The organism is Prevotella sp. ICM33 (genome assembly GCF_000517825.1).
Lineage (GTDB): Bacteria > Bacteroidota > Bacteroidia > Bacteroidales > Bacteroidaceae > Prevotella > Prevotella melaninogenica.
Genome location: NZ_JACD01000072.1, coordinates 1 through 14,446 on the forward strand (window position 1 = coordinate 1; position 14,446 = coordinate 14,446).

Genomic DNA, 14,446 nt, shown 5'->3' on the forward strand with positions numbered 1-14,446 from the left:
ACTCCGTGTGCCTATTATATAAGACTTTTAGTTTATCACTCCATATTTCGGAAGAACCACAATTTATTCCTATGTTATTTGTTTTTGTAAACTATTTTCGTACAGTTCAAAAGCAATACATGCTCTTTTGGCTTCTAAAAGACGCCCAATTGGCTTGCAAAAGGTGCCCTTTAAGCCCCTTACTAACGCCCTTTTGAAGTCCAATTAAGCACCTTTTACTTTGTTACTTTATAACTAATTGATTTCCTTATGGTTATAAACCTGCTTTTAGTATATGTTATTTTCGTTATTTATAGATGTCTTATTTGAAATTATGTAATGATTTTTCAAACCCTTGTCAGCATATTTTCGAAGTCTTAAAATGAGAAGTCTTCAATGACGGAGGGTGATAATAGGATAGATAGATGACTGTTTTAGCTATGCTTTTGTTTGATAAGTAACCTCGGTTCTTCCGTTAACGCAATACGAAAAGCGTCCACACATTTAACGGAAGAACTAAAAAAATGATTTCTCATCACGTAGATAAATAGGAAAAGATAGTTTTAAGGCTGAATAAACAAGTCTATAATTTATAAAATACTTCAATCTAATTAGCTTTAATGATATCAATTAAATTACTCATAGATAGTTGTTTAAAATATCAACTTATCCATCAAACAAGCAACCCGTCTACTTGTAAACTCGTCAACTTGTCTACTTCGAAACTTGTTTATTCAGCAACTGGCAGACTATACCAGTTCAACCTTCTCCATTTCCTGCTCTTTGTCGCAGTAATGACATTTAAGAATACCATGTTCCTTGTCGACAACATGGAAGATAGTGTCCATAGGTTCATTATTAGTAATACACTTTGGGTTATTGCATCTTACAATGCTCCGAAGCTCATCCGGTGTCACAACCTTCTTCTTCTCTACCACTTCATAGTCATTAATGATGTTCAACACCACGTTCGGTGCCACGACCGACAAGCGAGAAATTTCATCATCGGTAAAGAACTTATCGCTCACCTTGATGATTCCCTTTGTGCCTACCATCTTCGATGAGAAGTTGAAACCAATAGTGACAGGTGTGGAGAGCTTCTGGAGCTGTAATAGGTTCACAACCTGAAAAGTCTTCTCTGCTGGAATATGATCTATAACGGTGCCGCTCTCAATAGCAGCTACCAGACGTTCTTTCTTTGACATAATGATATGAGCCTCACTCCGTCTCCTTGATATGAAGGAATGCCTGACAGGGTATTTGTGGGCAGTTTTCTTTGTTCACTCATAGGCATTATGAGTCTATTTCTATTTTTCTTGGATGATTTCTACTCTATCTACGGCATCATCTGCTCTTAACCAAAAGTTTACTTTACGTTTTTTGCCTGTGGTGTTAGGCTCGATGGTTATCGTGAGTGTGTTGCCTGTTAATTCTGCAGTGTACCATCTTCCCACCATACCGGTGCTGATAACCTTATTCCCATATTGTGCTGCAGATTCTTCAACAGCCATATTTGCAAATCGCAGAGTTTGGTAGTTGGCGCATACCAACTTATAGGTACCTCCTTCAGCAGGAACTGTTATGTTCCTTGGATCACCTATATAGTCTGTAGTCCACTTAAATGTCGCTCTGTGGAGTTCATCAACTGTATCCTTGCTACAGCTGAATTGGGTGGCTAAAAGAACCAGTAACAACGCTACAAACGTTACATTCTTAAGTTTATTCATGCTCATTAAATGGATATAGTTATATAGATATTATGAGTATATTTTATTTGTTTTGTGTCACTTCTATATGATCGAAGATGTCACCTGCTGTCACATCGATGAATAGTTTGCGTTCTTTGCCAGTTGTATTGGGGAGGAGAGTGATATAAAAAGTATTTCCTTTCGCTAATACATCGTACCAATCAAATTGAATATGATGAAAATCTTGCTCTTTACTTGAACCAAAGATGGTTGTGTCTTGAGATGTAACGTTATTAATCCATGGTCCCCCATAATTGGTACATTTTAATTGATAAGTTCCACCTTCTGCTGTAGCAGTAATCTTTCTTGGGTCTCCTGGGCGGTTCGAAGTCCACTTCATAGGATCCCAACGACCATCTTCAGAGTTTAGTTCGCAGCTGAATAGGGTGGTCAAAAGCATCAGTAGCAGAGCGGCAAACGTACTCTTTTTTAATATACTCATACTCGTAAAAATGATAAAGTTATTATTTTAAAATTGTCTTATCGTTTTTTACTTCCTCCATAGATATACCAAGACAATGACAGAAAATAGCTTCACGCGCAAAAAGACCATTACGAGCCTGTTCTATATAGTAAGCATGTGGACTATCATCAACATCGTATGCTATCTCGTTCACACGTGGCAGCGGATGAAGAATCTTCATATTCGGACGAGCCAATGAGAGCATATCACGACGAAGAATATAAACATTCTTTACACGTTCATATTCCATTAGGTCAGAGAAGCGCTCTTTCTGTACGCGTGTCATATAGATAATATCTGCGTTCGCAATCACTTCTGGCGTGAAATCCTCATGCTCTTCGAAGTGGATGTTATAGTCACGACAGTACACCTTATACTCCTCAGGCATAGCGAGTTCCTTTGGTGCAATAAAGTGAAACGTTGGATTAAAATGGCGCATAGCCATAAGAAGAGAATGAACCGTTCTGCCGTATTTAAGATCACCAACAAGATAGATGTTTAGATTCTCTAATGTTCCTTGTGTCTGATTAATCGTATAAAGGTCAAGCAAGCATTGTGAAGGATGTTGATGTGCTCCGTCGCCAGCATTAATGATAGGCACTGGAGCCACTTCAGAAGCATATTGTGCTGCACCCTCTATGTAATGTCGCATAACAATTGCATCGGCATAATTAGAGACCATGAGGATGGTGTCTTTTAGTGTTTCACCCTTGCTGACACTTGAAACCTTTGCATCGGTAAAGCCAATAACACGTGCGCCGAGTCGGTTAGCCGCTGTTTCAAAACTAAGTCGGGTACGTGTAGAAGGCTCATAGAAGAGCGTTGCGATAACCTTACCTTTAAGTAGCTCTCGGTTTGGATGTTTCTCAAACTCTTGAGCCATTTCAATAAGGTAGAGTAGTTGCTCACGATCTAACCCTTGGATATTCACAAAGTTATGCTTTTCCATTTTTGTTTTGTGATGTTTTAGTTCTTTTCTGTTGGTAAAGGTACATTATTATTTTCTAATCAACGAACTATAGAAAGGGAAATATCCACCTATATCAAAAAAACATCTATTTATTTTGCTTATCCATTGATTTACATTATCTTTGCATAATATTTTCACAATTATGAGAAGACACTTTGTACATTTCCTCTGGGGGTCACTTCTTGCCATCTTGGGCTTGGTCTTCGTATTCTTCATCTCTGTATGGAACGGATGGGTAGGGTACATGCCTGATATGGATGAATTGTCTAACCCTATAGATAAGTTTGCTTCGCAAGTCTATTCTTCAGACCAACAACTTATCGGTACTTGGAACGCGGATAACAATAATCGTGTGGCAATCGACTATAATGGACTGTCGCCACACCTTGTTCATGCCCTTGTTGCGACAGAAGATGAGCGCTTCTATGAACATTCAGGTATTGACTTTATAGCCCTTGGACGTGCTGTTGTGAAGCGTGGTGTGATGGGACAGGCAAGTGCTGGAGGTGGTTCTACAATCACACAGCAGCTTGCTAAACAGCTTTTCTCAGAGAAGGCACACAGCACAGTAGAACGTCTTTTGCAGAAGCCTATTGAGTGGATTATTGCAGTGAAGTTGGAACGTTACTTCACGAAGGAAGAGATACTTGCTATGTATTTCAATTATTTTGATTTCCTTCATAATGCTGTTGGTATTAAGCGAGCTGCTAATGTCTATTTCAATAAGGAACCACGTAAGTTGACGGTGACAGAGTCTGCTATGTTAGTAGGACTTTGCAAGAACCCATCAATGTTCAATCCTCTTCGTCATCCAGAGCGTTGTTTGCAACGTCGCAACGTTGTTTTGATGCAGATGGTTAAGTCTGGCTATGTAACGAAAGATGAATATAAAGAATTGTCACAGCGTCCTTTAGGACTTCATTTTACGAGGTCAAAGCCAGTGAGTGGTGCAGGTGATTATTTCCAAGCATTCCTTCGTCAATATATGATGGCAAAGAAACCGGAGCGTGAGAATTATCAGTCATGGCAGAATCGTCAGTTTGTTCTTGATTCAATTGCATGGGAGCAGGATCCACTTTATGGCTGGTGTAATAAGAATACGAAGCGTAATGGTGAGCCTTATAATGTGAATACTGATGGTTTACGTATCTACACGACTATTGATACACGTATGCAACGGTATGCTGAAGAGTCTGTGCGTAAGCATGTAGGTGGATACTTACAGTCACAGTTCAATCAGGCTATGCATTATAAGAAGAATGCTCCATTCTCATCTAATATATCACGTCGTACGATTAAAGAGATATTGAATCGCTCCTGTCGCCAGACACTACGCTATCAGCGTTTGAAAGAGCAGGGAGCTACACCTGATGAGATTAGACGTAGTTTCCGTACACCACATGAGATGACGCTCTTTACATACCATGGTGATATTGATACGGTAATGACGCCAATCGACTCAATACGTTACTATAAGTCATTCCTCCGTTCAGCCTTTGTTAGTATGGACCCACATACGGGCGCTGTTAAGGCTTATGTTGGTGGTATTGATTATCAACATTTCAAGTATGATGTTGTGATGGGTGGTCGTCGTCAAGTTGGTTCAACTATAAAACCATTCCTTTATGCACTTGCAATGCAGAATGGTATGACTCCTTGTACACTTGCCCCAAACGTACAGCGCACTTATGGAGGATGGACTCCTCGCAATGGTTCACGTGCTCGTTATGGTCAAGAGGTCCCTTTGCGCTGGGCTTTACAACAGTCTAACAACTGGATTTCAGCGTATCTGATTAACCTCCTCGGTCCGTCTCAGTTCGTAAGCATTCTACATGACTTTGGATTGAATAATCCTGATATTGATAAGAATACAAGTCCAGTGTTATGTCTTGGACCTTGTGAGGCTTCTGTTGGTGAGATGGCAAGTGCCTATACAACTTTTGCTAATGGTGGTATTCGTTGTGCTCCGCTCTTTGTAACTAAGATTGAAGATAGCCATGGTAATGTCATTGCTAAGTTCCAACCATTGATGACAGAGGTTATTTCAGAGGTTAGTTCTTATCAAATGATTGATATGTTGGGTGCCGTTATTCAGGGTGGTACAGGTAGTCGTTTGCGTTACGCTTACCATCTTACAGCTGATATTGGTGGAAAGACGGGTACAACAAACAATAACTCGGATGGTTGGTTTATGGGTATTACACCAGAACTTGTCAGCGGTTGCTGGGTTGGTGGTGAAGATCGTGATATCCACTTCGACCATACATCAATGGGTCAAGGTGCTACAACTGCCTTGCCAGTGTGGGCTTACTTTATGCAGCGTGTTTATGCTGACAAACGATTAGGATATAATCAAGGTACTAAGTTTGCTATTCCTGCTAAGTTTAATCCTTGTGAGACGGCTGACACTATCAATGTTAATGGTATACAAGAAGAGTACTTCTAAGTGATAATATCTATCTTTAGACATTGATAGATATATAAGAAAACAGGGACACCTCATCGGGTGTCCCTGTTTTCTTATGCCTGTTGTGAATCATACCAAATCAATAAAGATACTTTCTTATAACTTCTAACAATAAGTTCTTACTTATTTATTTATAGATGATAGCGTGTTTAACACTTAGTACAATTGGTGCTAAGCCTCCGCACATGTTGTGCGGAGCATTCGCACAATGTGTGCTAAGCGTCCACACGTAAGTTGAAAAGGGTAAGACGGATTCATGAATATGATGAATCGTAAGCTTTTCTTTATAATCTTAGACAGAAAAGGGTTAAAACTATATTTTTGTCATGTGATAGCCCATACGCTTTAGCTGTATGGCTGCACCCATATAATACATTTGGTGAAGTGCTGCCACATATGCTTGAAAGGCATCACTACTACCTGGTGCAATAGGAAGATGACGGAGTAGGCTATTGGTTCGTGCTGCACACTTTCCTACAATAGCAGCAATATCCTTATGCTCTTCAGTAGAAAGGAGTAGAACTTTCTCACAAATATAGTCATCCATGTGGTCATAATCAATACGATCGCGTAGATAAGTGTAGAGATTCTCTACTTTACTATACAACCCCCAGTCTTCATCCCAATATTTAGCTATTGCCATACCGATGTACATCATCCAACCAAGGGAGACGGTAGGGTAGTTGGCAAACTCTCGCATACCATCAGGTAAGTAAGCTTCAGCAATGCCCAACCACTTATCTTCCATGTCGGTAATATCTGGCAACATATTATCTACAAGTTGTTTTCCTTGTAGATAAGTTGTTAAATCCTCTTTGAATTTGTCTTCAAATGAATATCTTAATTGTTCGTCTTGCATTGTTATGTATCTTAAAAGATTGAATTTGTACTACTCAGCCAACTTCTTCTTCACTTCTGCCAATGCTTTAATCCAATCGGTATCGAGGGAGAACTGAGTAAGATAGTCCTCACTATTGAAGTATACCAAAACAAGATTCTTATCAGGATCATTGTAGAGTGGGTGATTAATACTTGCATCACGGAATATCTTGAGAATTTGCTCTTTTCTCTTTTGCTTGTCAGCACGTGCATACTCTTTCGTAAAGAGATTAACATACTCATGCATATAATAAGCCATAGAGTCAAGTTGTGCGTTGAGATGAGCAATATCCTTAGTAGAAAGTTGCTTCGTTGTATCAACAAGAGCAGATAATGTCCGAGTATTAAGATAGGTAATTGCGTCGACTTTAAAGGAAGCTGCTTTGCGCACGTTTACATCTTCTTTACTGTCAGTTGCTATCTTGTAAGCACTTGCATATAGTTGTTTCGATACACGCTCCTGCTGGGCATTCACCGTAAGTACAGATGCGAGTAGGAATGAAAGAGCTATTATTCTATTTTTCATACGCTTGATACTTAAATCCTTGTGTTGTTTTAGTTGTTATCTTTGACGTTATTGAAGTTTTATAGGTTTAATGTACATAATTGTATTCATGACTAAATACAGCCGTGTTAGATATTTGTTTATCTTATTCTGTCCGCATTTTTGCGCGCAAAATCTTTCCAAGACCCATAGTGTTTTGCATCCGTTTCTGGCCGACTCATCTGTAAGAAATGACAATAAGCTGCTGCAACAGCATCCGTAGCATCCATAAAATGGGGCATTTGATCGTCACGTAGATGTAGTAGCTTTTGTAACATACCAGCAACCTGTTCCTTAGAGGCTGAGCCATTTCCCGTAATTGCCATTTTAATTTTCAATGGTGCGTATTCTTGAATAGGGACATCGTGGTTAATAGCTGCAGCAATAACAACACCTTGCGCACGTCCAAGTTTCAGCATTGATTGTACATTCTTTCCAAAGAAAGGAGCTTCGACGGCTACTTCATCGGGTAAATATTCGTCGATAATACCTGTTACACGTTCAAATATTCTACCTAATCGGAGATATACATCTTTCTCCCTGCGCATGTCAATGACACCCATGACAACAAGTTCAGCTTTATTTCCACAGACACGTAGCACACCATATCCCATCACATTAGTGCCAGGATCGATACCAAGTAGTATCTTTTCGGGTTGTGAACTTCTTGTCTTCATCTTGAGGAATTATTTTACTTGTGTTTTATCGGTCCATATAAGGGTTATGAGATAGCTCGAAACCGATAGATGTCTGTGGTCCATGCCCTGGATAAACAATAGTAGTGTCGGGAAGTTGTGCAAGTTCTCGAAGACTACTAATAATCTGAAACATACTACCTCCTGGGAAATCTGTTCTACCAATACTTCCTTTAAACAAGGTATCACCAGTAAAGATAACATTCTCTTCTGCACAATAAAAACATACTGAACCGCCAGAATGTCCAGGAGTATGCATAACCTTAAAGGTGTGTGAACCGAATGATATAATTTGCTTGTCTGTTAGTTTTAAATCACCAGCAGGCAAGTCATAGTTCAGTTGCATTCCCAGCATCTGTGCAGCTGCCTGCTTTGGATTATTCATAAATACACTATCGCCTTCAGAAACCTCTGGCTGGAGATTGAAGGCAGTAAGAAGAGCAGCATCACCAAAGTGATGATCAAGATGGCCATGGGTACCAAGATTGTGGACAGGTGTTAGCCCATCCCCTTTTATATAATCAATGATAGAGTTCTGTTCGCTTTCGGTAAGTGCGCCACAATCAATAATAACACATTCCTTAGTTTCGTCACTGACAACGTAGCAGTTCTCCTGAAGAGGATTAACCTCAAAAGTTTGGATTTTAAGCATAAGTGATATTTGAGTATAAATGGTTGATAATGAAGAAGAATTATATTATAGAAGCGTAGGGAATAGGATTATCCTGGTACGTAAATAAGATATTTCTCCTTAAACCATTCTTCATCAAACCATTGTGAAAGTTCAGTTTTCTCAGCAATGTTTTTGTATGGTTTCAGTTCTTCATCAAGGTTTCCACCTTTTAAAACAATGACACCATTTGGTAAAACATTATGTTGGTCTGATGCAATATTCTTCTTAACAATCTTCATTAAATCAGGTAGTGGCATCACTGCACGTGATACAATGAAGTCAAACTTTCCTTTCTCTTCTTCTCCACGTAGGTGAGAAGGGAGGACATTCTCAAGGCCAATTGCATCAGCAACTTCCTGTGCAACTCTTACTTTCTTACCTGTACCATCAATGAGTTTAAAGTTGGCTTCAGGAAAGAAGATTGCAAGAGGAACACCAGGAAAGCCTCCACCAGTACCAAAGTCAAGGACGTTTGTACCTTCACGGAAGTTTATACATTTTGCTATAGCTAATGAATGAAGAATATGATGCTCATAAAGATTGTCAATATCTTTACGTGAAATGACATTAATTTTTGCATTCCAGTCGTGGTATAGTGCATCGAGCGCTGCAAATTGTTCTTCCTGTTTTGGAGTAAGTTGAGGAAAGTATTTCTTTATAATTTCAATCATAATCTTTTTGTATGAGGTTTAGTGGTACAAAAATAAAGCCATAGAGAATGTTAGTTGTCGATAGCAACTCTAACTTCTTTCTGACTAATCTCACCTGGGCTATAGATGAATACAGTTGAATCATCTGTAAGAATGAAGTTATCTGCAGGGTAGGGGGCTATACCAATGAAATAACCCTTTGCTTGTAATCCTGCTATATCATCTTTCTCAAGGTCCTCTTTCTCTGCTAAACGCGCAATGATTTCCTTTGTTAGCGTTTCTTTATAATCCTTACCAAATTGGTCTTGAAGTGTGATAAGTTTACCGTTTTGGGGATTAAAATTACGTACAATCGTATACTTTGTAAGCTGCCCATTGCCATTGTTAATGGCAATATGTGATAAGGCAGTAATATATTTGTCCGCAGCAGCTCTTAATTCTGTCTTGATAGTTAGCTCCCCAATGAGTTGACTTTTATCTCTCTCTTTCTGACGAATAAGCTGAGCTATTTCCATATACTGCTTTATATACTGCCTTACAAAGGATGGAATAGCAGTTTGAGGAGTGAGTTTATCGTTTTTGACAGCGAAATAGTCTGGTTGTAAAAGCCCCATTCTGAGTAAAGAATCATTGACAGCAGCATGTTTACTCTCTTTTAAGTAAGTGAAATCTACATGTACATGACATTGTATTGCATCTGAAAGACGAGCTACAGTGTCTACAGAAACGACAGCTGTTGGGATATCCAACTTCTTTGGTGCTGATGACTTGTGTTCACAACTGCTCATAATGAATATTAGCATTGTGGAAAAAGCAAATATTGTAAATAACTTCTTTGTCATATATAGGCTACAAAGTTACGAAAAGTTTTTGTAACTTTGCATTATAATATATAATAATAAATGAGGAAAATGGTAAAAGCTTGTTTGTTTGATTTGGATGGAGTTGTGTTCGATACAGAGCCTTTATATACCTTGTTTTGGCGAAATTTGGATAAAAGACTTCGTCCTAACATTGATAATTTTGAGCATATTATTAAAGGACAGACACTTGTTCAGATATACGATAAGTATTTTACTGGAGACGAAGATAAACAGAAAGAAGTTACTACACTTCTCTATGAATACGAACAGAATATGTCTTTTAATTATATTGCTTGCTTCGAGGACTTTGTGAAAGATGTTAGAAGTAAAGGTATAAAGACTGCTGTTGTTACGAGTTCTAACCTTGAGAAGATGCTGAATGTTTATAATAAGCATCCAGAATTTAAGGGATACTTTGACGAGATTCTAACCTCTGAAGACTTTAAAGAGAGTAAACCATCTCCTGATTGTTACTTTAAGGCTGCTGCTCGTTTTGGTGTATCACCTAAAGAATGCATTGTCTTTGAAGATAGCTTTAATGGATTGCGTTCGGGAATTGCGTCAGGAGCACGTGTAATAGGTCTTGCTACGACTAATTCTGTGGCTGAAATTGAACCTTACACAAAGGAGGTTATTAGTAATTATGATGGTTTTACTTTGTCAGACCATTAAAAAGGAGTAACTTTGCAGCCCGAAACAAAAGTCAAGGTTCAAAATCATATTTGCTTATAAAGCATAAAATGGAAAGGATTGGACTATTGAATTATAAAAGTGATTATGGGATATTTAACAACAGATAAGAAGAAAGTTACTGCAAAAACATTATTGGAAATGAAGGCAGCGGGGGAGAAGATTACTCAAATGACTGCCTATGACTTTACGACAGCAGGAATTATTGATGCCGCTGGAATCGATAGTATTCTTGTTGGTGATTCTGCATCGAATGTGATGGCAGGTAATCAAGATACAACTCCTATTACTGTTGAACAGATGATTTATCATGCACGTTCTGTTGTACGTGCATGTCAACGTTGTCTTGTTGTTTGTGATATGCCATTCGGTTCTTATCAGATAAGTCGTGAAGATGGTATTCGCAATGCTATTCGTATTATAAAAGAAACTGGTGCAGGTGCACTCAAAATGGAAGGTGGTAAGGAGATTGCTGATACTATTAAAGGAATAGTTGATGCTGGTATTCCTGTTATTGGACATCTTGGTCTTACTCCACAAAGTATTCATAAGTTTGGTGGATATGGACTACGTGCCAAAGACGACGCAGAAGCTGAGAAACTTATAGAAGATGCACTTGCGCTTGATGCTGCAGGTGTCAGTGCTATCACCCTTGAGAAAGTTCCTGCTTCTTTAGCCACAAAGGTTACTTCTATGGTGAAAGCTGCAACGATAGGTATCGGCGCTGGTAATGGTACAGACGGTCAGGTGCTTGTTTATGCAGATGCTCTTGGTATGACACAGGGCTTCAAGCCTAAGTTCCTCCGTCATTTCGCTAATGTCAACAAATGTATGACAGAGGGTGTACAAGAATATATTAAATGTGTGAAGGATACGAGTTTTCCTTCAGAATCTGAGTCATATTAATATTCGTTTATAGATAAGAATTTATAAATTACGATTCTAAATGATGTTGGATTTATTAATGGAAATATGTATTTAAAAGCTAAATAGAGATTGTTGTATTCATCTATCTCTAACAAAATACATTACATATTTCAGAGTCTAACTCACATAATGATTAATTTCTGGATAATAATGATTTATGGATACTCAAAACATACCTGTTCACGTTCGTTTGTGGAATAAGCATTTTTGGTTATTGGCAATGGCTAATCTCTTGTTAGTCATGTCGTCTTATATGCTCGTTGCTACCATACCTTTGCGTATGGAAGTTAGAGGATATTCTATGTTACAGATAGCTTTGGTAATGGGTGTGTTCTTTATTGGGATATATCTCTTTGGTAGTCTTTCTGGCTATCTTGTTCAACGCTATCGTCGCAAAAATGTATTTAATGTCTCAACATTATTACTATTGGCAGTTACAGGGGTACTTTATTATCTAAGTATTTTACCTTATAACTCTTTTGATTATACGCTACTTGTAGGACTTCGTTTCATACAAGGCGCTTTCTATGGTCTTTCGCAACTTGTCCTTCTTAGTACACTCATTATTGATACTGTTGAAGCTGTACACAGAACAGAAGCAAACCATGCTGCAACATGGTTTGGACGTTTTGCGCTTTCATTTGGTCCTTTAGCGGGAATCATGGTATATCAAACAATGAATTTTGCTTCAGTGCTCCTCTTGTCTTGTATCTGCGTGGCTGTTTCTTTTATCTTTGTCAACTTAATAAGATTTCCATTTCGTATGCCAAGTGAGGATTTCTCTCGCTTTTCTTGCGATCGTTTTCTATTGAAAGGTAGTCATTGGCTTTTTGTCAACGTGACTCTTATCACATCTGTTGTTGGACTTCTTTTGAGTATAGAACACAGTCCTCGTTTTTATGGAATGCTGATGGTGGGCTTTATTATAGCAATTCTTGCTGAAAGATTTGTCTTTGCAGATGCTGATCTTCGCAGTGAAGCCACAACAGGAATGATTGTTATTGGTATTGCAATTCTACTGATGATTACTCGAAATCAGGAAAGTGTTAGCTATATCGTACCAATCCTTATTGGTCTGGGTGTAGGATTGATAGGAAGTAGATTCTTACTCTTTTTTATAAAGATGTCAGACCATTGTCAACGTGGAACGAGTCAGAGTACATTTTTACTGGCTTGGGAAACAGGTATCGGTGTCGGGTTGGTTCTTTCTTATGGAGTATTTAATCTTGAACTACCTCTCATCTTATGGATTGGACTTGGAATTTTAGCAGTCTCACTGATTCTGTATGATACGTTTATCCATAGCTGGTATGTAAAGCATAAGCATCGATAATTTACTTTAATTATTTATTGATACATATTTGAATATTAGTATTTTATATATCGATTTGATTAAAGATACTTAATAAGTTCTCATAAACTCGTTAGTAACGTTGTAAGTAAGCATTTCTTTGAGCATAAGGAATGCTTACTTGCGTTTACTGTAATCTGATAAAACTAATATTTCGATTGATGTTATACTATATAAGCCGGTTTTAATAGTAAATGACACTTCTAATCACAAACAAATATAGTTTTTCTTAGTATTATAAAGCATGTTGTTAAGCCTCCGCACCATTGGTGCAAAGCCTTAGCACGAATAGTGCGGAGGCTTAACACGATATGTGATGAGTTATATTATTTCTATTAAAAACAAACTCTACTATTCAATCTTATCATAAAAAAGAATACACTTAGGCTTAAACACGTAAATTATAGCGTAAATATTTCTTGGATAATACTAATTTTCATTGTGTTGTAAAGCAAATTTGCTTTTTCGTCAACTTTTTATTATCTTTGCAACAAATTAGCTAATTATATGGGATTATTCGGTTTATTCGGTAAGAAGAAGAAAGAAACACTTGACAAAGGACTTGAGAAAACAAAAGAAAATGTTTTCTCAAAACTGACACGTGCAGTGGCAGGAAAGTCAAAAGTAGATGATGAGGTCTTAGACGACCTTGAAGAGATTCTTGTAACGTCTGATGTCGGTGTAGATACAACTATTAAGATTATCCGACGCATTGAAGAACGCGTTGCCCGCGATAAGTATGTTTCAACAAGCGAGCTTAATAGTATTCTTAAAAGTGAGATAACAGCATTACTCTCTGAAAATAATACTGGAGATAATGGAGAATGGACGTTACCAGAAGGTACACACCCATACGTTATACTTGTTGTCGGAGTAAATGGTGTCGGTAAGACTACAACCATAGGTAAACTTGCTTGGCAGTTTAAGCAAGCTGGAAAGAAAGTTTATCTCGGAGCAGCTGACACCTTCCGCGCTGCTGCTGTTGAGCAGATTCAAATTTGGGGTGACCGTGTTGGTGTTCCAGTGGTGAAACAGCAGATGGGAGCAGACCCTGCAAGTGTTGCTTTTGATACACTGCAAAGTGCTAAAGCAAATGGTGCGGATGTAGTGATTATTGACACGGCAGGTCGTTTGCACAATAAAGTAGGCTTGATGAACGAGTTGAAGAAGATTAAGGATGTCATGAAGAAGGTTGTTCCTGAGGCTCCACACGAAGTACTGCTTGTACTTGATGGAAGTACTGGACAGAATGCCTTTGAACAGGCACGTCAGTTTGCTGCTGTAACACAGATTACATCTTTGGCTATTACGAAACTTGATGGAACCGCTAAGGGAGGAGTCGTGATAGGTATTAGTGACCAATTGAAGGTTCCTGTTAAGTATATTGGATTAGGTGAAGGCATGGAAGACTTGCAGCTTTTTGATAAGGTGCAGTTTGTTGATAGCCTATTTAAATAGGGTGTTGGGTGTTGAATGTTGGGTGTTGATGAAGTGATATTACATCCATTTATGCAATTCATTAACACCCAACATTCAACGCCTATCAC

The 14,446-nt window shown here is 38.3% G+C and carries 15 protein-coding genes; 5 read left to right on the top strand and 10 right to left on the bottom strand.

Annotation, left to right across the window (positions count from 1 at the left end; translation table 11 throughout):
- Positions 1 to 728: 728 nt before the first annotated feature.
- The 4 genes from pyrI to pyrB all read right to left on the bottom strand — a co-directional run bounded on the left by pyrI (position 729) and on the right by pyrB (position 3,139).
- Positions 729 to 1,184: an aspartate carbamoyltransferase regulatory subunit gene (gene pyrI / locus HMPREF1505_RS08695; protein WP_013265703.1), complete on the bottom strand. Its 456-nt coding sequence runs from the start codon at positions 1,182 to 1,184 to the stop codon at positions 729 to 731.
- A 102-nt stretch (positions 1,185 to 1,286) separates the two neighbouring features.
- Complete coding sequence (locus HMPREF1505_RS08700; RefSeq protein WP_231480384.1) at positions 1,287 to 1,706, bottom strand: hypothetical protein; 420 nt, start codon at positions 1,704 to 1,706, stop codon at positions 1,287 to 1,289.
- 43 nt (positions 1,707 to 1,749) lie between these two features.
- On the bottom strand, positions 1,750 to 2,169 hold the full coding sequence (locus HMPREF1505_RS08705) for a hypothetical protein (protein ID WP_231480385.1): 420 nt from the start codon (positions 2,167 to 2,169) through the stop codon (positions 1,750 to 1,752).
- Positions 2,170 to 2,191: 22 nt separating this feature from the next.
- Positions 2,192 to 3,139 (bottom strand): aspartate carbamoyltransferase, encoded by a 948-nt coding sequence (pyrB, locus tag HMPREF1505_RS08710; RefSeq protein ID WP_036924712.1) that lies wholly within the window; start codon positions 3,137 to 3,139, stop codon positions 2,192 to 2,194.
- Positions 3,140 to 3,302: 163 nt separating this feature from the next.
- Here pyrB and HMPREF1505_RS08715 point away from each other — a divergent pair, with 163 nt between their 5' ends.
- Positions 3,303 to 5,606, top strand: coding sequence for a transglycosylase domain-containing protein (locus tag HMPREF1505_RS08715; protein ID WP_036924715.1), 2,304 nt, complete (start codon positions 3,303 to 3,305; stop codon positions 5,604 to 5,606).
- A gap of 334 nt (positions 5,607 to 5,940) precedes the next feature.
- On the opposite strand, the gene HMPREF1505_RS08720 is transcribed toward HMPREF1505_RS08715, so the two are convergent.
- From HMPREF1505_RS08720 to HMPREF1505_RS08745, 6 genes are all read right to left on the bottom strand, one after another.
- Complete coding sequence (locus tag HMPREF1505_RS08720) at positions 5,941 to 6,486, bottom strand: hypothetical protein (RefSeq protein WP_013265742.1); 546 nt, start codon at positions 6,484 to 6,486, stop codon at positions 5,941 to 5,943.
- A 30-nt stretch (positions 6,487 to 6,516) separates the two neighbouring features.
- Positions 6,517 to 7,032, bottom strand: a complete 516-nt coding sequence (locus HMPREF1505_RS08725) for a hypothetical protein (protein ID WP_013265832.1) — start codon at positions 7,030 to 7,032, stop codon at positions 6,517 to 6,519.
- A 119-nt stretch (positions 7,033 to 7,151) separates the two neighbouring features.
- Positions 7,152 to 7,727, bottom strand: a complete 576-nt coding sequence (ruvC, locus tag HMPREF1505_RS08730) for a crossover junction endodeoxyribonuclease RuvC (protein WP_004359457.1) — start codon at positions 7,725 to 7,727, stop codon at positions 7,152 to 7,154.
- A 25-nt stretch (positions 7,728 to 7,752) separates the two neighbouring features.
- Positions 7,753 to 8,397 (bottom strand): MBL fold metallo-hydrolase, encoded by a 645-nt coding sequence (locus tag HMPREF1505_RS08735; protein WP_036924719.1) that lies wholly within the window; start codon positions 8,395 to 8,397, stop codon positions 7,753 to 7,755.
- Between the two features lie 68 nt (positions 8,398 to 8,465).
- Positions 8,466 to 9,089 (bottom strand): 16S rRNA (guanine(527)-N(7))-methyltransferase RsmG, encoded by a 624-nt coding sequence (rsmG, locus tag HMPREF1505_RS08740; protein ID WP_013265377.1) that lies wholly within the window; start codon positions 9,087 to 9,089, stop codon positions 8,466 to 8,468.
- Positions 9,090 to 9,139: 50 nt separating this feature from the next.
- Positions 9,140 to 9,910 carry an RsiV family protein gene (locus HMPREF1505_RS08745; protein ID WP_036924721.1) on the bottom strand — a complete coding sequence of 257 codons (771 nt, stop codon included), beginning with the start codon at positions 9,908 to 9,910 and terminating at the stop codon, positions 9,140 to 9,142.
- Between the two features lie 69 nt (positions 9,911 to 9,979).
- Here HMPREF1505_RS08745 and HMPREF1505_RS08750 point away from each other — a divergent pair, with 69 nt between their 5' ends.
- The 4 genes from HMPREF1505_RS08750 to ftsY all read left to right on the top strand — a co-directional run bounded on the left by HMPREF1505_RS08750 (position 9,980) and on the right by ftsY (position 14,357).
- The gene (locus HMPREF1505_RS08750) at positions 9,980 to 10,603 is read left to right on the top strand and encodes an HAD family phosphatase (RefSeq protein ID WP_036924723.1); all 624 of its coding nucleotides are present in this window, start codon (positions 9,980 to 9,982) and stop codon (positions 10,601 to 10,603) included.
- A gap of 105 nt (positions 10,604 to 10,708) precedes the next feature.
- Positions 10,709 to 11,527: a 3-methyl-2-oxobutanoate hydroxymethyltransferase gene (panB, locus tag HMPREF1505_RS08755; protein ID WP_036924725.1), complete on the top strand. Its 819-nt coding sequence runs from the start codon at positions 10,709 to 10,711 to the stop codon at positions 11,525 to 11,527.
- Between the two features lie 178 nt (positions 11,528 to 11,705).
- Positions 11,706 to 12,881 carry an MFS transporter gene (locus HMPREF1505_RS08760; RefSeq protein WP_036924727.1) on the top strand — a complete coding sequence of 392 codons (1,176 nt, stop codon included), beginning with the start codon at positions 11,706 to 11,708 and terminating at the stop codon, positions 12,879 to 12,881.
- 525 nt (positions 12,882 to 13,406) lie between these two features.
- The gene (gene ftsY / locus HMPREF1505_RS08765; protein ID WP_036924729.1) at positions 13,407 to 14,357 is read left to right on the top strand and encodes a signal recognition particle-docking protein FtsY; all 951 of its coding nucleotides are present in this window, start codon (positions 13,407 to 13,409) and stop codon (positions 14,355 to 14,357) included.
- The last annotated feature ends 89 nt before the right edge of the window (positions 14,358 to 14,446 follow it).

Bases quoted from the DNA above. Each gene is read 5' to 3' on its own strand.
- HMPREF1505_RS08700 (WP_231480384.1), bottom strand. From the start codon at position 1,706: ATGAATAAACTTAAGAATGTAACGTTTGTAGCGTTGTTACTGGTTCTT.
- pyrB (WP_036924712.1), bottom strand. From the start codon at position 3,139: ATGGAAAAGCATAACTTTGTGAATATCCAAGGGTTAGATCGTGAGCAA.
- HMPREF1505_RS08725 (WP_013265832.1), bottom strand. From the start codon at position 7,032: ATGAAAAATAGAATAATAGCTCTTTCATTCCTACTCGCATCTGTACTT.
- HMPREF1505_RS08760 (WP_036924727.1), top strand. From the start codon at position 11,706: ATGGATACTCAAAACATACCTGTTCACGTTCGTTTGTGGAATAAGCAT.
- HMPREF1505_RS08745 (WP_036924721.1), bottom strand. From the start codon at position 9,910: ATGACAAAGAAGTTATTTACAATATTTGCTTTTTCCACAATGCTAATA.
- ruvC (WP_004359457.1), bottom strand. From the start codon at position 7,727: ATGAAGACAAGAAGTTCACAACCCGAAAAGATACTACTTGGTATCGAT.
- ftsY (WP_036924729.1), top strand. From the start codon at position 13,407: ATGGGATTATTCGGTTTATTCGGTAAGAAGAAGAAAGAAACACTTGAC.
- HMPREF1505_RS08705 (WP_231480385.1), bottom strand. From the start codon at position 2,169: ATGAGTATATTAAAAAAGAGTACGTTTGCCGCTCTGCTACTGATGCTT.
- HMPREF1505_RS08750 (WP_036924723.1), top strand. From the start codon at position 9,980: ATGGTAAAAGCTTGTTTGTTTGATTTGGATGGAGTTGTGTTCGATACA.
- HMPREF1505_RS08720 (WP_013265742.1), bottom strand. From the start codon at position 6,486: ATGCAAGACGAACAATTAAGATATTCATTTGAAGACAAATTCAAAGAG.
- HMPREF1505_RS08715 (WP_036924715.1), top strand. From the start codon at position 3,303: ATGAGAAGACACTTTGTACATTTCCTCTGGGGGTCACTTCTTGCCATC.
- panB (WP_036924725.1), top strand. From the start codon at position 10,709: ATGGGATATTTAACAACAGATAAGAAGAAAGTTACTGCAAAAACATTA.
- pyrI (WP_013265703.1), bottom strand. From the start codon at position 1,184: ATGTCAAAGAAAGAACGTCTGGTAGCTGCTATTGAGAGCGGCACCGTT.
- rsmG (WP_013265377.1), bottom strand. From the start codon at position 9,089: ATGATTGAAATTATAAAGAAATACTTTCCTCAACTTACTCCAAAACAG.
- HMPREF1505_RS08735 (WP_036924719.1), bottom strand. From the start codon at position 8,397: ATGCTTAAAATCCAAACTTTTGAGGTTAATCCTCTTCAGGAGAACTGC.